13 protein-coding genes and 1 riboswitch are annotated in these 16,561 nt (G+C 66.4%); of the genes, 6 read left to right on the top strand and 7 right to left on the bottom strand.

Annotated elements, in window-relative coordinates; all coding sequences use genetic code 11:
- Nucleotides 1–122: 122 nt before the first annotated feature.
- The 3 genes from AC0ZJQ_RS01600 (at nucleotide 123) to AC0ZJQ_RS01590 (ending at nucleotide 3,649) form a co-directional block, all read left to right on the top strand.
- Entirely contained in the window at nucleotides 123–1,448 is a 1,326-nt protein-coding gene (locus tag AC0ZJQ_RS01600; RefSeq protein ID WP_314020029.1) for a ferredoxin reductase family protein, read from the top strand.
- A gap of 65 nt (nucleotides 1,449–1,513) precedes the next feature.
- On the top strand, nucleotides 1,514–3,181 hold the full coding sequence (ligB, locus tag AC0ZJQ_RS01595; protein ID WP_167136704.1) for an NAD-dependent DNA ligase LigB: 1,668 nt from the start codon (nucleotides 1,514–1,516) through the stop codon (nucleotides 3,179–3,181).
- 69 nt (nucleotides 3,182–3,250) lie between these two features.
- A complete protein-coding gene (locus tag AC0ZJQ_RS01590) occupies nucleotides 3,251–3,649 on the top strand; it encodes a DUF1090 family protein (RefSeq protein ID WP_155551177.1) in 399 nt (132 codons plus the stop codon).
- On the opposite strand, the gene AC0ZJQ_RS01585 is transcribed toward AC0ZJQ_RS01590, so the two are convergent.
- Both AC0ZJQ_RS01585 and AC0ZJQ_RS01580 read right to left on the bottom strand, forming a co-directional pair.
- Complete coding sequence (locus tag AC0ZJQ_RS01585; RefSeq protein WP_155551178.1) at nucleotides 3,643–4,089, bottom strand: c-type cytochrome; 447 nt, start codon at nucleotides 4,087–4,089, stop codon at nucleotides 3,643–3,645. The two genes, AC0ZJQ_RS01590 and AC0ZJQ_RS01585, sit on opposite strands and share 7 nt — an antisense overlap.
- Before the next feature lie 72 nt (nucleotides 4,090–4,161).
- Nucleotides 4,162–4,602 carry a hypothetical protein gene (locus tag AC0ZJQ_RS01580; RefSeq protein ID WP_102829080.1) on the bottom strand — a complete coding sequence of 147 codons (441 nt, stop codon included), beginning with the start codon at nucleotides 4,600–4,602 and terminating at the stop codon, nucleotides 4,162–4,164.
- A gap of 167 nt (nucleotides 4,603–4,769) precedes the next feature.
- Nucleotides 4,770–4,922: riboswitch (S-adenosyl-L-homocysteine riboswitch) on the top strand.
- A 24-nt stretch (nucleotides 4,923–4,946) separates the two neighbouring features.
- On the opposite strand from AC0ZJQ_RS01580, the gene ahcY reads away from it, so the two are divergent.
- The 3 genes from ahcY to AC0ZJQ_RS01565 all read left to right on the top strand — a co-directional run bounded on the left by ahcY (nucleotide 4,947) and on the right by AC0ZJQ_RS01565 (nucleotide 9,324).
- Nucleotides 4,947–6,353 carry an adenosylhomocysteinase gene (gene ahcY, locus AC0ZJQ_RS01575; RefSeq protein WP_237263804.1) on the top strand — a complete coding sequence of 469 codons (1,407 nt, stop codon included), beginning with the start codon at nucleotides 4,947–4,949 and terminating at the stop codon, nucleotides 6,351–6,353.
- A 106-nt stretch (nucleotides 6,354–6,459) separates the two neighbouring features.
- Nucleotides 6,460–7,311, top strand: a complete 852-nt coding sequence (gene metF / locus AC0ZJQ_RS01570; protein ID WP_314020028.1) for a methylenetetrahydrofolate reductase [NAD(P)H] — start codon at nucleotides 6,460–6,462, stop codon at nucleotides 7,309–7,311.
- Between the two features lie 231 nt (nucleotides 7,312–7,542).
- A complete protein-coding gene (locus tag AC0ZJQ_RS01565; protein ID WP_165594855.1) occupies nucleotides 7,543–9,324 on the top strand; it encodes an RNA helicase RhlE2 in 1,782 nt (593 codons plus the stop codon).
- A 69-nt stretch (nucleotides 9,325–9,393) separates the two neighbouring features.
- On the opposite strand, the gene AC0ZJQ_RS01560 is transcribed toward AC0ZJQ_RS01565, so the two are convergent.
- The 5 genes from AC0ZJQ_RS01560 to AC0ZJQ_RS01540 all read right to left on the bottom strand — a co-directional run bounded on the left by AC0ZJQ_RS01560 (nucleotide 9,394) and on the right by AC0ZJQ_RS01540 (nucleotide 16,541).
- Nucleotides 9,394–10,815 (bottom strand): AdeC/AdeK/OprM family multidrug efflux complex outer membrane factor, encoded by a 1,422-nt coding sequence (locus tag AC0ZJQ_RS01560; protein ID WP_102829084.1) that lies wholly within the window; start codon nucleotides 10,813–10,815, stop codon nucleotides 9,394–9,396.
- Nucleotides 10,812–13,949, bottom strand: coding sequence for an efflux RND transporter permease subunit (locus AC0ZJQ_RS01555; RefSeq protein WP_102829085.1), 3,138 nt, complete (start codon nucleotides 13,947–13,949; stop codon nucleotides 10,812–10,814). The genes AC0ZJQ_RS01560 and AC0ZJQ_RS01555 overlap by 4 nt, the downstream gene beginning before the upstream one ends.
- A gap of 24 nt (nucleotides 13,950–13,973) precedes the next feature.
- Nucleotides 13,974–15,101, bottom strand: coding sequence for an efflux RND transporter periplasmic adaptor subunit (locus AC0ZJQ_RS01550; protein WP_102829086.1), 1,128 nt, complete (start codon nucleotides 15,099–15,101; stop codon nucleotides 13,974–13,976).
- 285 nt (nucleotides 15,102–15,386) lie between these two features.
- Nucleotides 15,387–15,962 (bottom strand): YceI family protein, encoded by a 576-nt coding sequence (locus tag AC0ZJQ_RS01545; RefSeq protein WP_102829087.1) that lies wholly within the window; start codon nucleotides 15,960–15,962, stop codon nucleotides 15,387–15,389.
- A 24-nt stretch (nucleotides 15,963–15,986) separates the two neighbouring features.
- Nucleotides 15,987–16,541: a cytochrome b gene (locus AC0ZJQ_RS01540; protein WP_054094375.1), complete on the bottom strand. Its 555-nt coding sequence runs from the start codon at nucleotides 16,539–16,541 to the stop codon at nucleotides 15,987–15,989.
- Nucleotides 16,542–16,561: the final 20 nt, after the last annotated feature.

Below are 16,561 nucleotides of genomic sequence, written 5' to 3'. Positions count from 1 at the left end.
GTAGAGAAATCGCGGCGACACGGGGCGCGTCCTGTCACTGACCGTCGTCATTTCACCCCTCACGCGAAAACGGCATGCTACGCGCCGCGAGTACATGGACAGCGAAAACTCGAGGATCAGACATGAAACCCATCAAATTGACTTTCCTCGGCCTGTTCGCCGGCCTGACCCTGTTGTGGTTGCTGGTCGACAGCTTTCTCATGGAGCAGTACCAGATCTGGGCGATACGCACGGTCCTGGTGCATTACAGCGGCGTGCTGGCCATCGGTGCGATGAGCGTCGCGGTAATCCTGGCCGCGCGACCGAAACGCTTCGAGCGCTTCTTCGACGGCCTGGACAAGACCTACCGCCTGCACAAGTGGCTGGGCATCGCCGCACTGGTGATCAGCACTGTGCACTGGGCCTGGGGCCAGGTGCCGAAATGGCTGGTCGGTGCCGGCTGGCTGGAAAAACCGGTGCGCCACGCCGGGCCGCCACCGGAGGGCATCTTCGGCCTGTTCCGGCGCTTTCGCGGGTTGGCCGAGGACGTCGGCGAGTGGGCGTTCTACGCCGCGGCGATTCTCATCGTGCTGGCGCTGATCAAGACCTTCCCCTATCGCTGGTTCTTCAAGACCCACCGCTGGCTGGCGGTGGCCTACCTGGCGCTGGTGGCGCATTCGGTGGTGCTGACGCCGCCGGACTACTGGAGCTCGCCGCTGGGCCTGGCACTGGCGCTGATGATGGGCGCCGGCTCGGTCGCCGCCTGCATCTCGCTGCTGCGCCGCATCGGCCGCAAGCACAAAGTGGTCGGCCGCATCGACGAACTGACCCATCACCCGGATAACCGCGTGCTGCGCGTCGGCCTGCAGCTCGAAGGCGCCTGGCAGGGACATGAAGCCGGGCAGTTCGCCTTCGTCACCTTCGACGAGAAGGAAGGCCCGCACCCGTTCAGCCTCTCCTCGGCCTGGTGCAACGACGGCAAGCTGGCATTCTCCATCAAGGGGCTGGGCGACTACACCAGCACGCTGCCGCATACCTTGAAAGTGGGCGACGCGGTCACCGTCGAAGGCCCGTACGGCTGCTTCGACTTCCGCGGACGCAAGGACGGGCAGATCTGGGTGGCCGGCGGCATCGGCATCGCGCCGTTCATCGGCCGCCTGCAGGCGCTGGCAACCACCGGCGGCGGCGGCAATGTCGAGCTGTTCTACAGCACCAGCGCGCCTGATCAGGCGTTCATCGACAAGGTGCAGCAGCTGGCCGAGCAGGCCCGCGTCCGCCTGCACGTGCTGGTCACTCAGCGCGATGGTCGCCTGACGCCCGAGCGCCTGCGGCAACTGGCGCCCTCCTGGAAGGGCAGCGACGTTTGGTTCTGCGGCCCGGCCGCGTTTGGCCAATGCCTGCGTGACGACCTGATCGCGCGCGGTCTGGCGCCGCAGGACTTCCATCAGGAACTGTTCAACATGCGCTAGCGCACGGCGCCCCCAACACCGGCCGCGGGACAATCGCGGTCTCTCCCCGAGCAAGGACGCTCGCCATGCAACGCCTCGTCGCGTCACTCCTGCTGCTTGTCTCACCGATCTGCCTGGCCGCCTGCCCGCCGTGGGGCGCCGAGCGCGCGCGCAGCGAAATCGGCGAACTGACGCAGCGACTGGCGGTGTGGGACGACGCCTATCACCGCCGCGGCCTCGCGCCGATCGACGACGAACTCTACGACCAGGCCCGCGCGCGACTGCAACAGTGGCAGCAGTGCTTTCCGGCCCAGAGCGCCGCCTCGCCGTCACCGCTGGCCCACGCTGACGGCCCGCTACCCCATCCGGTCGCGCAGACCGGCCTGGCCAAGCTGGCCGACGTCGCCGAACTGCGCGCCTGGATGGCGGCACGCGACGACCTGTGGATTCAGCCCAAAGTCGACGGCGTGGCGGTGACGCTGGTTTATCGCGATGGCCGCCTGCACCAGGCGATCAGCCGTGGCGACGGGCGCAGCGGTCAGGACTGGACGGCGCGGGCCCGCCAGCTGCCGGCGATCCCCGCGCAGCTGCCGCGCCGCGACGAGGTGGTTCTGCAGGGTGAGCTGTACTGGCGGCAGGACGCGCACGTGCAGGCCCGCGCCGGCAGCGATGGCGCGCGCGGGCGGGTCGCCGGCGCCCTGCAGGGCAAGACCAGCGCCGCCGACAGCACGGCGCGCATCGGCCTGTTCGTCTGGGACTGGCCCAACGGACCGGCCGGCATGACCGAACGCCTGGCGGGGCTGGCGACGATGGGCTTCGCCGACAGCGTGCGCTTCAGCCAACCACTGAGCGATCCCGAGCAGGCACGCCAGTGGCGCGAGCGCTGGTATCACCAGCCGCTGCCCTTCGCCAGCGACGGCGTGGTGCTGCGCCAGGGCCGGCGGCCACCGGCCGAACGCTGGCAGGCGTCGCCGCCGCATTGGGCCGTGGCCTGGAAGTACCCGCCGCGCTCGGCGCTGGCGCAGGTGCGCCGGGTCGAATTCCGCATTGGCCGGCGCGGCCGCATCACGCCATTGCTGCAGCTCGAACCCGTGCACCTGGACGACCGCCGCATCGCCCGCGTCAGCCTCGGTTCGCTCAAACGCTGGCAGGCGCTGGACATCCGCCCGGGCGACCAGGTCGGCATCCGCCTCGCCGGGTTGACCATTCCGCAGCTGGACGACGTCGTTTGGCGCAGTCCGCAACGCGCGGCGGTGCAGATGCCGGATCCGCGCCGCTATCACGCGCTGAGCTGCTGGCAGGCAACGCCCGGCTGCGAGCAGCAGTTCCTCGCCCGCCTCGCCTGGCTGAGCGGCAAGCACGGCCTAGCGATTCCCGGTACCGGCCCCGGCACCTGGCGCGCGTTACTGGACGCCGGCCTGCTGCCTGACCTGCTCGCCTGGCTCGAGCTGGATGCCGCGCGCCTGCAGCAGGTGCCAGGCTTCGGGGCGGCGCGCGCCACCAGCCTGGCGCGCAATCTCGCCGCGGCATGCCAGCGGCCGTTCACGCATTGGCTGGCGGCGCTGGGCCTGCCGGACGGTGCGGCGCTCGCACCGGACGACGACTGGCAGCGGCTCGCCGCGCGCAGCGAAGCCGACTGGCGCGCCGCTGGCACTGGCGCAGCCCGCGCGCGACAGCTGTGGCAGTTCTTCCAGGCCGACGCGCCGCAGGCCCTGCGCGCGCGTCTGCAACAGGCAGGTGTCCACGGTTTCTGATGCCATCCGCACGGCACTTTGCGCCCTCCGCGGAAGTCGAAACGGATCGACCCCCTGTCTGGAGCGTGCATGTCTGCTCGGTTACTTGCGATGGTACTGGTCGGCAGCTGCCTGCCCGCTACGCTGGCGATGGCCGCGCCGGGCGAAGTCGATTCGTCGTGCGCGACGCAACGCCACTGGCTCAGCGAACAGTTGCAGCAGGCCCGCCTGCAGGGCCATCAAGCACGCCAAACGCAGCTGAACGAGCAGCTGCAGGCGCTCACCCGCCGCTGCGGCGGTCTGATCGAGTTGGGCAAGCGCGACTCCTTTGCCGCTGAGCAGGCCAGCCAGCGTGTGGCGCGTCGCGAAGTTCTGCTGCGCCAGGCGCTGGCGACCGGCGATGCTCAGCTCATCGAGCTGCGCAAGGATGAGCTGGCCAAGGCACGCGAACAGCTGGAAAGCAGCCGCCGCGCGACCGACCGTCAGTAGGCGCGGAATGCCTTGTGGCAGGTTTCGCAGGCGTCCTCGACGCGCTGGAACGCCGGCGCAACGTCCTGCGGTTGCAGCGGCTGTGCGCTGGTCGCGGCAACCAGTGCCGCGGTCTCGGCCTCCAGCGCACGGGCCAGCTCGTTGAAGCGCGTCTGCTGCTGCCAGACGTCGTCGCGCGCGTCGCTCTGCTCTTCCTTCACCGGCGGATAGTGCTGCCAGGGCTGGCGGGACAGCTCGTCGAGCTTCACCGCGCCGCTGGCGAACGCTACGCCATCGAAGGCCAGCCGTCCGCGCAGCATGCCACCCAGATCTTCCTTGATGTCGAGCATCTGCTGGTAGATCGCCTTGCGCTTGCCGAGCGGTGAATTCGGATCGATACGGTCGCAGCCGGCCAGCGCCAGCAACGTCATCAGGGAAATGCTCAACACTCGCAGCTTCATGTTTACCCGCTCACGCCATGCAAAGCGCGGGATTATCCGCGCTTGTGCGCGGGTGAACAAATCGCTCGGGTATCAGCGCGACCACTGGCCGCCCGCGCTCTCGCAATCCACCTTGGCCTGCGCGCGATCGCTCGCGTGATAGTGGTAGGTGACGATCTGCGCGCCTTCGGGCACCGTGGTCGGCAGCGTGCCGTTGGTCGCCTGGCTGCCGCCGGCCTGCTCGTTGGCTAGGGTTTCCGGCGTCACTGCGGCCACGCAGACGCCGAAATGACCGTCAGGGCAGCTCTGACGGGGCTCGCGTCGGGCGCTCTTGACGCCCTCTTCGTTGCGACAGAGCCAGTCCATCGAATCGTCCTCGGGCTGCATGCCACGCAGCTCGAAGCATTTCTCCGTGACCACCGGCGCGGGCACCGCGCCAGAGGTCTCGCTGTGCACGTAACAGGACTGCGCCGCCGCGGGCAGGCTGACGACCGCCGCGAGCAGGGCCAGGGTGAGGCGAAGCGTGGGATTCATCGGAGTCTCCTTGAGCATTCGCGCCCGACACGGCGCGCCAGGCCCTACAAGTACGACCCGTGCGCCGCCGGCGGAGTTCGCCCGGCGCGGGCTTGGGATTGCCGGCAGGCGCGGCTATAATCGCCGGGTTTTTTCGCGGCCGACTCCGCTTCGGCCGTGCCCGCCACCCATCCGAGGGGCGCTGCAGCAGGGCGAATGCCTGTTTTGAATCTCGCAAGCCACGCGGCTTACCAGTCGCGCAGCAGCAGATCCAAGTCCGGTTTCACCTGTCAGGCTCGGATGGGGCGTTTCCTAGAACGCATCAACGGCGCCCATTCGCATCTATACGAATGGAGAACTCTTCGATGAGTGCTGTCATGACGCCTGCCGGTTTCACCGACTTCAAAGTCGCCGACATTTCCCTGGCCGCCTGGGGCCGCCGCGAGATCATCATCGCCGAATCGGAAATGCCCGCGCTGATGGGCCTGCGCCGCAAATACGCCGCCGAGCAGCCGCTCAAGGGGGCGAAGATCCTCGGCTGCATCCACATGACCATCCAGACCGCCGTGCTGATCGAGACGCTGATCGCCCTCGGCGCCGAAGTGCGCTGGTCGTCCTGCAACATCTTCTCCACCCAGGACCAGGCCGCTGCGGCCATCGCCGCCGCCGGCATCCCGGTGTTCGCCTGGAAGGGCGAGACCGAAGCGGAGTACGAGTGGTGTATCGAGCAGACCATTCTCAAGGACGGCCAGCCGTGGGACGCCAACATGGTGCTGGACGACGGCGGTGACCTGACCCAGATCCTCCACGACAAGTACCCGCAGGTGCTCGAGCGCGTGCACGGCATCACCGAGGAAACCACCACCGGCGTGCACCGCCTGCTCGACATGCTCAAGGCCGGCACGCTGAAAGTCCCGGCGATCAACGTCAACGACTCGGTGACCAAGAGCAAGAACGACAACAAGTACGGCTGCCGCCACAGCCTCAACGACGCCATCAAGCGCGGCACCGACCACCTGCTGTCCGGCAAGCAGGCGCTGGTGATCGGCTACGGCGACGTGGGCAAGGGCTCGGCGCAGTCGCTGCGCCAGGAAGGCATGATCGTCAAGGTTTCGGAAGTCGACCCGATCTGCGCCATGCAGGCCTGCATGGACGGCTTCGAGCTGGTTTCCCCCTACAAGAACGGCATCAACGATGGCACCGAGGCCAGCGTCGACGCGGCCCTGCTGGGCAAGATCGACCTGATCGTCACCACCACCGGCAACGTCAACGTCTGCGACGCCAACATGCTCAAGGCGCTGAAGAAGCGCGCCGTGGTGTGCAACATCGGTCACTTCGACAACGAGATCGACACCGCCTTCATGCGCGCCAACTGGGGCTGGGAAGAGGTCAAGCCGCAGGTGCACAAGATCCATCGCACCGGCAAGACCGTCGATCCGGCCAACGACGACTACCTGATCCTGCTCGCCGAAGGCCGCCTGGTGAACCTGGGCAATGCCACCGGCCACCCGAGCCGCATCATGGACGGCTCCTTCGCCAACCAGGTGCTGGCGCAGATCCACCTGTACAACGAGAAGTTCGGCGATCTACCAGTAGCCGAGAAGACCAAGAACGTCACCGTCATGGTCCTGCCAAAGAAGCTCGACGAGGAAGTGGCGCTGGAGATGGTCAAGGGCTTCGGCGGTGTCGTGACCCAACTGACGCCCAAGCAGGCCGAGTACATCGGCGTGACCGTCGAAGGTCCGTTCAAGCCCGACAGCTACCGCTACTGATCGCCGTAGGGTGGAAAACGGCCGGAGGCTTTTTCCACCCGCCGCTCCAAGGCGGTGGAAACGCGCTGCGCGCGTTTTTCACCCTGCGCCATAAAGGACTTCTGCAATGTCTCAGGAACGCCGCTACAGCTTCGAGTTCTTCCCCACGAAGACCGAAGCCGGGCATGAAAAACTGCTGAACGTGGCCCGCCAGCTGGCCGGCTACCACCCCGATTTCTTCTCCTGCACCTACGGTGCCGGCGGCTCGACCCGCGACCGTACGCTGAACACCGTGCTGCAGCTCGATGGCGAGGTGAAGGTGCCGACCGCACCGCACCTGTCCTGCGTTGGCGACAGCAAGGCCGAGCTGCGCGAACTGCTGGATATCTACCGCAAGGCCGGCATCCGCCGCATCGTCGCATTGCGCGGCGACCTGCCGTCCGGCATGGGGCTGGCCAGCGGCGAGCTGCGCCACGCCAACGAGCTGGTGGAGTTCATCCGCAGCGAAACCGGTCATCACTTCCATATCGAGGTCGCCGCCTACCCGGAGATGCATCCTCAGGCACGCAACTTCGAGGACGACCTGACGAACTTCGTACGCAAGGCCCAGGCCGGTGCCGACAGCGCCATCACCCAGTACTTCTTCAACGCCGACTGCTACTTCTACTTCGTCGAGCGCGTGCGCAAGCTGGGCGTGGAGATTCCGATTGTCCCGGGCGTCATGCCGATCACCAACTACAGCAAGCTGGCGCGCTTCTCAGATGCCTGCGGAGCGGAGATTCCGCGCTGGGTACGCAAGCAACTGGAAGCCTACGGCGACGATATCGACAGCATTCAGGCCTTCGGCGAGCAGGTCATCAGCGAGATGTGTGAGAAACTGCTGGCCGGCGGCGCGCCGGGCCTGCACTTCTACACGCTGAACCAGGCCGAGCCGAGCCTGGCGATCTGGAACAACCTCGGCCTGCCGCGCCAGGCTTGAGACCACCGGCTTCGCTGCCCAAGCGAAGCCGGCAAATGAACCCGTGACCTGCGACACTGTCAGAGCAGTGCGGAGCGAACAGGCTCTGTTATACTCCGCGCTTCCGCCAGACTTACGTCCGGATGCCGCATCAGCAAATCGCGGCAGGACCGGACGGGATCGCACGCCAGTCGCGATTCGAGCCAGGCACGATCATCCCAGGGCCACGCCCTCTACAAGACAGGATTACTCATGTCCTTTGCTTCCCTCGGTCTCTCCGAGGCTTTAGCCGGTGCCGTCGAGGCCGCCGGTTATACCCAGCCTACTCCCGTGCAACAGCGGGCTATTCCCGCCGTGTTGCAAGGCCGCGACCTGATGGTTGCCGCCCAGACCGGTACCGGCAAGACCGGCGGCTTCGCCCTGCCGGTACTCGAACTGCTGTTCCCCGGTGGCCACCCGGACCGCGAGCATCGCCACGGCGCGAAACAGCCGCGCGTGCTGGTGCTGACGCCGACCCGCGAACTCGCCGCCCAGGTCCATGACAGCTTCAAGGTCTACGCCCGCGATCTGCCGCTGAAAAGCGCCGTGATCTTCGGTGGCGTCGGCATGAACCCGCAGATCCAGGCCGTGGCCAAGGGCCTCGACGTGCTCGTCGCCTGCCCCGGTCGCCTGCTCGATCTGGCCAACCAGAAGGCCATCGATCTGTCGCACGTGGAAATCCTCGTGCTCGACGAAGCCGACCGCATGCTCGACATGGGCTTCATCCACGACGTCAAGAAGGTGCTGGCCAAGCTGCCAGCCAAGCGCCAGAACCTGCTGTTCTCGGCCACCTTCTCCAAGGACATCACCGATCTGGCCGGCAAGCTGCTGCACGACCCCGAGCGCATCGAGGTCACACCGCCGAACACCACCGTCGAACGCATCGAGCAGCGGGTGTTCCACATCGCCTCCAGTCACAAGCGTGCCCTGCTCGCGCACCTGATCACCCAGGGCGCCTGGGAACAGGTCCTGGTGTTCACCCGTACCAAGCACGGCGCCAACCGCCTGGCCGAGTACCTGGAGAAGCACGGCCTGCCGGCCGCCGCGATCCACGGCAACAAGAGCCAGAACGCCCGCACCAAGGCGCTGGCCGATTTCAAGGCCAACCAGGTGCGCATCCTGGTGGCGACCGATATCGCCGCCCGCGGCCTGGACATCGACCAGCTGCCGCACGTGGTCAACTTCGAGCTGCCCAACGTCGAGGAAGACTACGTGCACCGCATCGGCCGCACCGGCCGTGCCGGACGCAGCGGCGAGGCCATCTCGCTGGTCGCGCCGGACGAGGAAAAGCTGCTCAAGGGCATCGAACGCCTGACCAAGCAGCGCATTCCCGACGGTGACCTAATGGGCTTCGACGCCAGCACCATCGAGGCGGAAAAGCCCGAAGTGCGCGAACCGCGCCAGCCACGCCCGCAGCGCGGCGAACGCAAGGCCCGTAGCGAGGACAAGCCGGCGGAAAACGCCGAGCAGAAGGAACGTAACCGGCGCAACCGCAACAAGGCCAAGCCAGCCCGCAGCGCCAGCGAGGCCGCGCAACCGGTCAGTCGCCCTCCGCGCGTGCCGGCCGATCGCGACCCGGAAGAATTCCTCGATGACGAGGTGGACAACTTCGGCAACCGCGTCGATTACGTCAGCCCGTACCAGAACAAGCAGGGCCGCGGTCGTCGCCCCGGCGCGCCGGCCCAGCCGGGCAGCGCTCAGCCACGTCCAGCCGGTGCCGGTGCCGGTGGCGCACAGGGCCGCGGCAAGCGTTCAGGCCAGAGCCAAGGCCAAGGCGGGCAAGGCCGCAATGGTCAGCCTCGGCGCAAAAGCGAAGGACGGCGCATCGAGGAGCCGGCGGTGTCGCGTCAGGATGTCGCCAAGCCGCGCGAGAAGCAGCCGGTGATCATCCACAAGGAGTCCAAGGCTGATCGCCTGCCGAGCATGGAGCAGCTTGAGCAGTTGCCGACCCGTCCGCGGGGCGAGAAGCCCGCGCTGCTGACGCGCAACCGCTGAGTTGCCGCACCAACGAAAACGCCGCCCCTTGGGGCGGCGTTTTCGTATTCACAGCAGACTGCCGCGCGCTCAACCCTCTTCAGGCGAGGGCGCAGCAGCGGCTTGCCAGCCGCCACCAAGCGCCTTGAACAGGTTGACTTCGCTGACCAGCTGCGCCAGACGGTCACCGATCAGCTGTTGCTGAGCGCTGAACAGCTGGCGCTGCGCATCAAGCAGGGTCAGGTAGCTGTCCACACCGGTGCGGTAGCGCCGTTCGGCGAGGTTGTAGTAGTCCTCGCTGGTCTGCAGCAGATCACGCTGCGCCTGGACTTGGCGGGTGTAGGTGGCCTGCGCCGCCAGACCATCGGCCACCTCGCGGAAGGCGGTCTGGATCGCCTTCTCGTACTCGGCCACCTGAATGTTGCGGCTGATCGTGGCGTAGTCGAGATTGGCGCGCAGCTGGCCGGCATTGAAGATCGGCATGCTGATGCTCGGTGTGAAGGTCCAGTAACCGGAACCGCCGTCGAACAGGCCGGACAGCTCGCGGCTGGCCGTCCCGGCCGCGCCGGTCAGGCTGATACGCGGGAAGAACGCCGCGCGCGCCGCACCGATGCTGGCGTTCACCGCCTTGAGCTGGTGTTCGGCCTGGAGGATGTCCGGGCGCTGCTGCAACAGGTCCGACGGTAAGCCGACCGGCAACTCGGCCAGCTGTTCACGCACCAGCTCGCCGGAGACCCGCAGGTTCGCCGGCATGCCCTGGCCGAGCAGCAGCGTCAGCGCGTTACGGTCCTGCGCCACCTGGCGGGTGTACTGCTCGATGCTCACCCGCGCACTTTCCACCGCGCTGCGCGCCTGGCGCAGCTCCAGCGCCGAGGCCACGCCGACGTCGAAGCTGCGCTGGGTCAAGCCGAAACTTTCCTCGTAGGTCTTGAGCGTGTCTCGCGTGACCTCCAGCAGCGCCTGATCGGCCTGCAGGGTCAGCCAGGCGTTGGCGACGCTGGCGATCAGGCTGATCTGTGTGCTGCGCTGGGCGGCCTCGCTGGCGAAGTACTCCTCCAGCGCCTGATCGCGCAGGCTGCGCAGCCTGCCGAACAGATCCAGCTCCCAGGACACGCCGAGGGTGGCGCTGTACTGGCTGCTGATCGTCGGCTCGCCGCTCATGCTCAGATCGCCCGGAGTACGAGTGCGCGTGCCGCCGCCATCGGCCGTGACGGCCGGCAACAGGTCGGCGCGCTGGACGCGATACAGTGCGCGATAGGCATCGACGTTCAGCGCCGCCACGCGCAGGTCGCGGTTGTTTTCCAGCGCCACCTCGATCAGCTGCTGCAGCGCGGGATCGCGGAAGAATTCGCGCCAGCCCGGCACGGCGGCTGCCTGCTCGCCGTCGGCCGCGTAGGCCTCACCCTGTGGCCAGCTGGCCGCCACCGGCGCTTCCGGCCGCTGGTAGTCGGGAATCAACGAACAGCCGCTCAATGCGGCGAGCAAGGCGATGCTCAACAACGACCTGTTCATTGCACGTCTCCCTTCTCGTTCGCGGCTGCAGCCTTGCGGCCGCCGGCGAGCGAGGTCACCAGAACGAAGAATAGCGGCACCCAGAAGATCACCAGCAGGGTCGCCGTGACCATGCCGCCAATCACGCCGGTGCCGATGGCATGCGAGCTGCCTGCCCCGGCGCCGCTGGCCAGCGCCAGCGGCACCACGCCGAGGGTGAACGCCAGCGAGGTCATGATGATCGGCCGCAGGCGCATCCGGCAGGCCTCGACGGCGGCGTCGAACAAGCTCTTGCCTTCGCCATGCAGGTCCTTGGCGAATTCGACGATCAGGATCGCGTTCTTCGCGGTCAGGCCGATCGTCGTCAGCAGGCCGACCTGGAAGAACACGTCGTTGCTCAGACCACGTCCCATCGTCGCCAGCAGCGCGCCGATGACGCCGAGCGGCACCACCAGCATCACGGCGAACGGAATCGACCAGCTTTCATACAACGCCGCCAGGCAGAGGAACACCACCAAAAGCGAGAGTGCGTAGAGCGCCGGAGCCTGCCCACCCGACAAACGTTCCTCGAACGACAGTCCGGTCCAGGACACCCCGACGCCCGCCGGCAGCTGCTGCGCCAGCCGCTCGACCTCGGCCATTGCATCGCCGGTGCTGTAGCCGGGCGCTGCCTCGCCGAGGATTTCCATCGACGAAACGCCGTTGTAGCGTGACAGCTTGGGCGAGCCGTAGATCCACTGGCCGCTGCCGAAGGCACTGAACGGCACCATCTCCCCGGCATCGTTACGCACGAACCACTTGTCCAGGTCTTCCGGACCCATGCGCGACGGCGCAGCGCCCTGCAGGTAGACCTTCTTCACCCGACCGCGGTCGATGAAGTCGTTGACGTAACTCGAGCCCCAGCCGATCGACAGCGCGCTGTTGATCGCGTCCAGGGAAACCCCGAGCGTGCGCGCCTTTTCATCGTCGATCAGCAGCTGGTACTGCGGCTCGTCGTTCAGCCCGTTCGGCCGCACCGCCTGCAGCACCGAACTCTGCGCCGCCATCCCGAGGAACTGGTTGCGCGCCGCCATCAGCGCATCGTGGCCGAGCCCGCCACGGTCTTGCAGATAGAAGTTGAAACCGGTCGCGGTGCCCAGCTCCATCACCGCGGGCGGCGCGAAGGCGAACACCATGGCGTCGCGGAAGCCGGCGAAGCGTTGCTGTGCGCGCTTGGCCAGCGCGAACACAGAGTCCTCGGCATCCGGACGCTGATCCCACGGCTTGAGGCCGACAAAGCCCAGCGCCGAGTTCTGTCCACGGCCGGCGAAGTTGAAGCCGGTGACAGTAAACACCGAATTGACAACGTCACCCTCCTCCTTCAACAGATACTCGCGCATGGCGTCCACGGTCTGCTGAGTGCGCTCGGCGGTCGAGCCCACCGGCGTCTGCACCTGGACGAACAGCACGCCCTGATCCTCGTCCGGCAGGAACGCGCTGGGCAGACGGCTGAACAGCACCGCCAGCGCGGCGACGATAACCAGGTAGATGATGATGAACGGCAGTTTGCGCCGCAGCACCGCGACCACGCCCTGCTCGTAGCGGCGCACGCCGCGATCAAACGTGCGGTTGAACCAGCCGAAGAAACCGCGCTTCTCGTGGTGATGACCCTTCTCGATAGGCTTGAGCAGCGTCGCGCACAGCGCCGGGGTGAAGACCAGCGCCACCAGTACCGAGAGTGTCATCGCCGAAGCGATGGTGATCGAGAACTGCCGGTAGATCACGCCGGTGGAGCCGCCGAAGAAGGCCATCGGCAGGAATACCGCAGACAGCACCAGGCCGATGCCGACCAGCGCGCCCTGAATCTGCCCCATCGACTTGCGCGTCGCCTCCAGCGGCGACAGCCCTTCCTCCGCCATCACCCGCTCAACGTTCTCCACCACGACGATGGCGTCGTCCACCAGCAGACCGATGGCCAGCACCATCGCGAACATGGTGAGCGTGTTGACGCTGAAACCGAACACCGCCAGCAGACCGAAGGTCCCCAGCAGCACCACCGGCACCGCCAGCGTCGGAATCAGCGTGGCACGGAAGTTCTGCAGGAACAGGTACATCACCAGGAACACCAGGACGATGGCCTCGAACAGGGTGTGCACCACGTTGGTGATCGACGCCGAAACCACCGGCGAGGTGTCGTACGGGTAGACGATCTCCATCCCCGCCGGGAAGAACGGCTGCAGCTCGCTGATGGTCTGGCGCACCGCCTTGGCGGTATCCAAAGCGTTGGCGCCGGTCGCCAGCTTGATGCCGATACCGGCGGCCGGCTTGCCGTTGTATTGCGCGGTAATCGCCGCCCGCTCGGCGGCCAGCTCGACGCGCGCGACGTCCTTGAGGCGCACCTGCGAACCGTCGCCATTGACCTTGAGCAGGATCTCGCGGAACTGCTCGGGCGTCTGCAGGCGCGTCTTGCCGATGATGGTGGCGCTCAGCTGCTGCCCCGGCACCGCCGGCAGACCGCCGAACTGGCCGGCGGAAACCTGTACGTTCTGTACGCGGATGGCGTTGCCCACGTCGGTGGGCGTGAGCTGGAAATTGTTCAGCCGCGCCGGATCGAGCCAGATGCGCATGGCGTACTGCGAGCCGAACACCTGGAAGTCGCCAACCCCGGGCGTACGCGACAGCGGGTCCTGGATGTTGGAGACGATGTAGTCGGCCAGGTCGCTCTGCGTCATGCTGCCATCCGCCGAGACGACGCCGACCACCATGAGGAAGTTGCGCACCGACTTGGTCACGCGGATGCCCTGTTGCTGCACTTCCTGCGGCAGCAGCGGCGTCGCCAGCTGCAGCTTGTTCTGCACCTGCACCTGGGCGATATCCGGATCGGTGCCCTGGTTGAAGGTCACCGTGATCTCCATGCTGCCGTCGGAGTTGCTCGCCGAGGAGATGTAGCGCAGCCCGTCGATCCCGTTCATCTGCTGCTCGATGACCTGCACCACCGTGTCCTGCACGGTTTGCGCGGAGGCACCCGGGTAGCTCACGGAGATGCCGACCGCGGGCGGCGCGATGCTGGGATATTGGTTGACTGGCAGGCCGAGAATGGCGAGCCCGCCGGCGAGCATGATCACCAGTGCGATCACCCAGGCGAAAATCGGGCGATCAATGAAGAACTTGGACATCGTGATTGATCCTCGGCCTCAGCCTCAGTTGGCTTGCGGCTGGGCAGCCGTGACATTGCTCGCGGGAGCCGGCTCCACCTGGTCACCCGGGCGGATGAACTGCAGGCCCTCGGTAATCAGGCGGTCGCCGGCCTCGAGTCCTTCGGCGATCAGCCAGCGGTTGCCGACGGCACGATCGGTCTTGACCTGGCGCAGCTCGACCTTGTTCTCGGCGTCGATCACCAGCGCGGTGGCCTCGCCCTTGGGATTGCGCGTCACGCCCTGCTGCGGCGCCAGGATCGCTTCGCTCTTGAGCCCGGCGACCAGTTGCGCATGCACGAACATACCCGGCAGCAGGATGCGATCCGGGTTGGGGAAGACCGCACGCAGGGTCACCGACCCGGTGGTGGAGTCGACGGACACCTCGGAGAACTCCAGTTTGCCCTCGTGCGCATAGCGGGTGCCGTCCTCCAGCGTCAGCGTCACTTTGGCCGCATCATCGCCGGCCTTCTGCAGACGGCCTTCGGCCAGGTCGCGTCGCAGAGCGAGTAGATCGCGCGCCGGCTGGGTAACATCGACATAGATCGGATCGAGCTGCTGGATGGTCGCCAGTTCCTGCGCCTGGCCATTGCTGACCAGCGCGCCCTCGGTTACCGCCGAGCGACCGATACGCCCGGAGATTGGCGCCAGCACCTTGGTGTAACGCAGGTTGATGCGCGCCTGCTCGAGATTCGCCTCGGCCTGCAGGCTCGCCGCGCGCGCCTCGTCATAGGCTTGCTTACTCACCGCCTGCTCCTCGACCAGCAGCCCGTAGCGGTCGGACAGCGACTTGGCCGACGCCAGGCTGGCCTGCGCGCTCTTCAGCGTGGCCTCGTACACCGACGCATCGATCTGGTAGAGCTGCTGCCCGGCCTTCACTTCGCTGCCTTCGGTGAACAGCCGCTTCTGGATGATGCCGTTGACCTGCGGACGCACCTCGGCGACCCGGTGCGCGCGAGCACGTCCCGGCAGCTCGGTGGTCAGTGCGAACGGCTCGGCCTGCAGCGTGACGAAGCCGACCTTGGGCGTCGGTTTCGCCGCCGGCGCCGCCGATTCCTCCTGGCAGCCGCCCAGCATTAATGCCGCGGCAACGAGTGAAACCAGGGCGGCGGCATTGGCTGACTTACGTGACATGGAAAGAACCTCTTGAGGACGGACAGGCCAAGGCAGCGGACACCCGGCAGACTCGAATGGCAGGGTCCGGAATATACTTACGTTCAAAGATGTTTGTAAACACAAAAAACCGCCTGCCGGACAACGCTACAGGGTGGCGCAAAACCGGCCGTACGAGTAGGCGTAGACCATTGCAAGCATTTCGATTCGTTACGCTTCGATCACTCTGCCGCCGCGCGCCGAACGAGCCACCACAACGCAGAACGCCGGCAGAGAGCCGGCGTTCGGGTCAATCTCGTCGCGCGTTTACTGACGCACGCCCTCGACCGAAATGATCAGATCCACGGTCTGCGAAGCCGGGCCGAGATCCATCTTGATGTCGAAATCTTTCAGCTTGAGCGTCGTGCTGCCCTCGAAGCCGGCGCGGTAGCCACCCCAGGGGTCATCGCCCTCGCCGATGAACTTGGCGGCGATCACCACCGGCTTGGTCACGCCGTTGAGGGTGAGGTTGCCGGTGATATCGGCAGTACCTTCGCCGGTCGACTTGACCGAGGTGGACTCGAAAGTCGCCGTCGGGTGCTTGGCCACGTTGAGGAAGTCCTCGCTACGCAGGTGCTTGTCGCGCTCGGCGTGGTTGCTGTCGAGGCTGGCGGTCTTCAGCGTGACGCTGACCTTGCTCGCTTCCGGCTGGGCGGCATCGAAGCTGAAGGTGCCGTCGAAGTCCTTGAAGGTGCCCCACAGCCAGCTGTAACCCAGGTGGCTGATCTTGAAGTTGACGAAGGCATGCTGACCTTGCTTGTCGATGACATAGTCAGCGGCCATTGCCTGGCCGGCGAGCAGCGCAGAACTCAGGGCGAGTGCGGTGAGCGTTTTCTTCAGCATCATGTGTCTCCTTGGTGAGTCGAGTCAGGCATCGGCGCGGCCGAACATGCGCAGCAGGGTCGGATCGCGGTCGATGAAGTGGTGTTTAAGGGCTGCCAGGCCATGCAGGCCGGCCAGAATGACCAGTCCCCAGGCGAGGTATTCATGAACCAGGCCGGCAACATCCTCTTGGTTGGGAATCGAGGTCAGCAGCGCCGGCACCTCGAACCAGCCGAAGACGCTGATCGGCCGGCCGTCGGCGGTGGAAATCAGATAGCCAGACAGCATGACCGCGAAGAGGCCCAGATAGAGCACCCCGTGGCCCAGACGGGTCATCAGCCGAGTCGCCGCGCCGTGCGAAGCCAGGGGCGTCGGACCGGCGCTGAGGAAGCGCCACAGCAGCCGCACCAGCATCAGCAAGAACAGCAGGATGCCGATGCTCTTGTGGATATTCGGGGCGGTACGGTACCAGCTGCTGTAGTAGTTCAGCCCAACCATCCACAGGCCCAGACCGAACAGACCGAAGACCGCCAGCGCGCCGATCCAGTGCAGCAGGATGCTGGTCAGACCGTAATTGCGGGAAGTGTTGCGCCACTGCATCGTCAAGCTCCCAGTTGAAA

The organism is Stutzerimonas sp. 21-1, from assembly GCF_056336065.1.
This window is presented reverse-complemented; position numbering and strand designations above follow the sequence as displayed.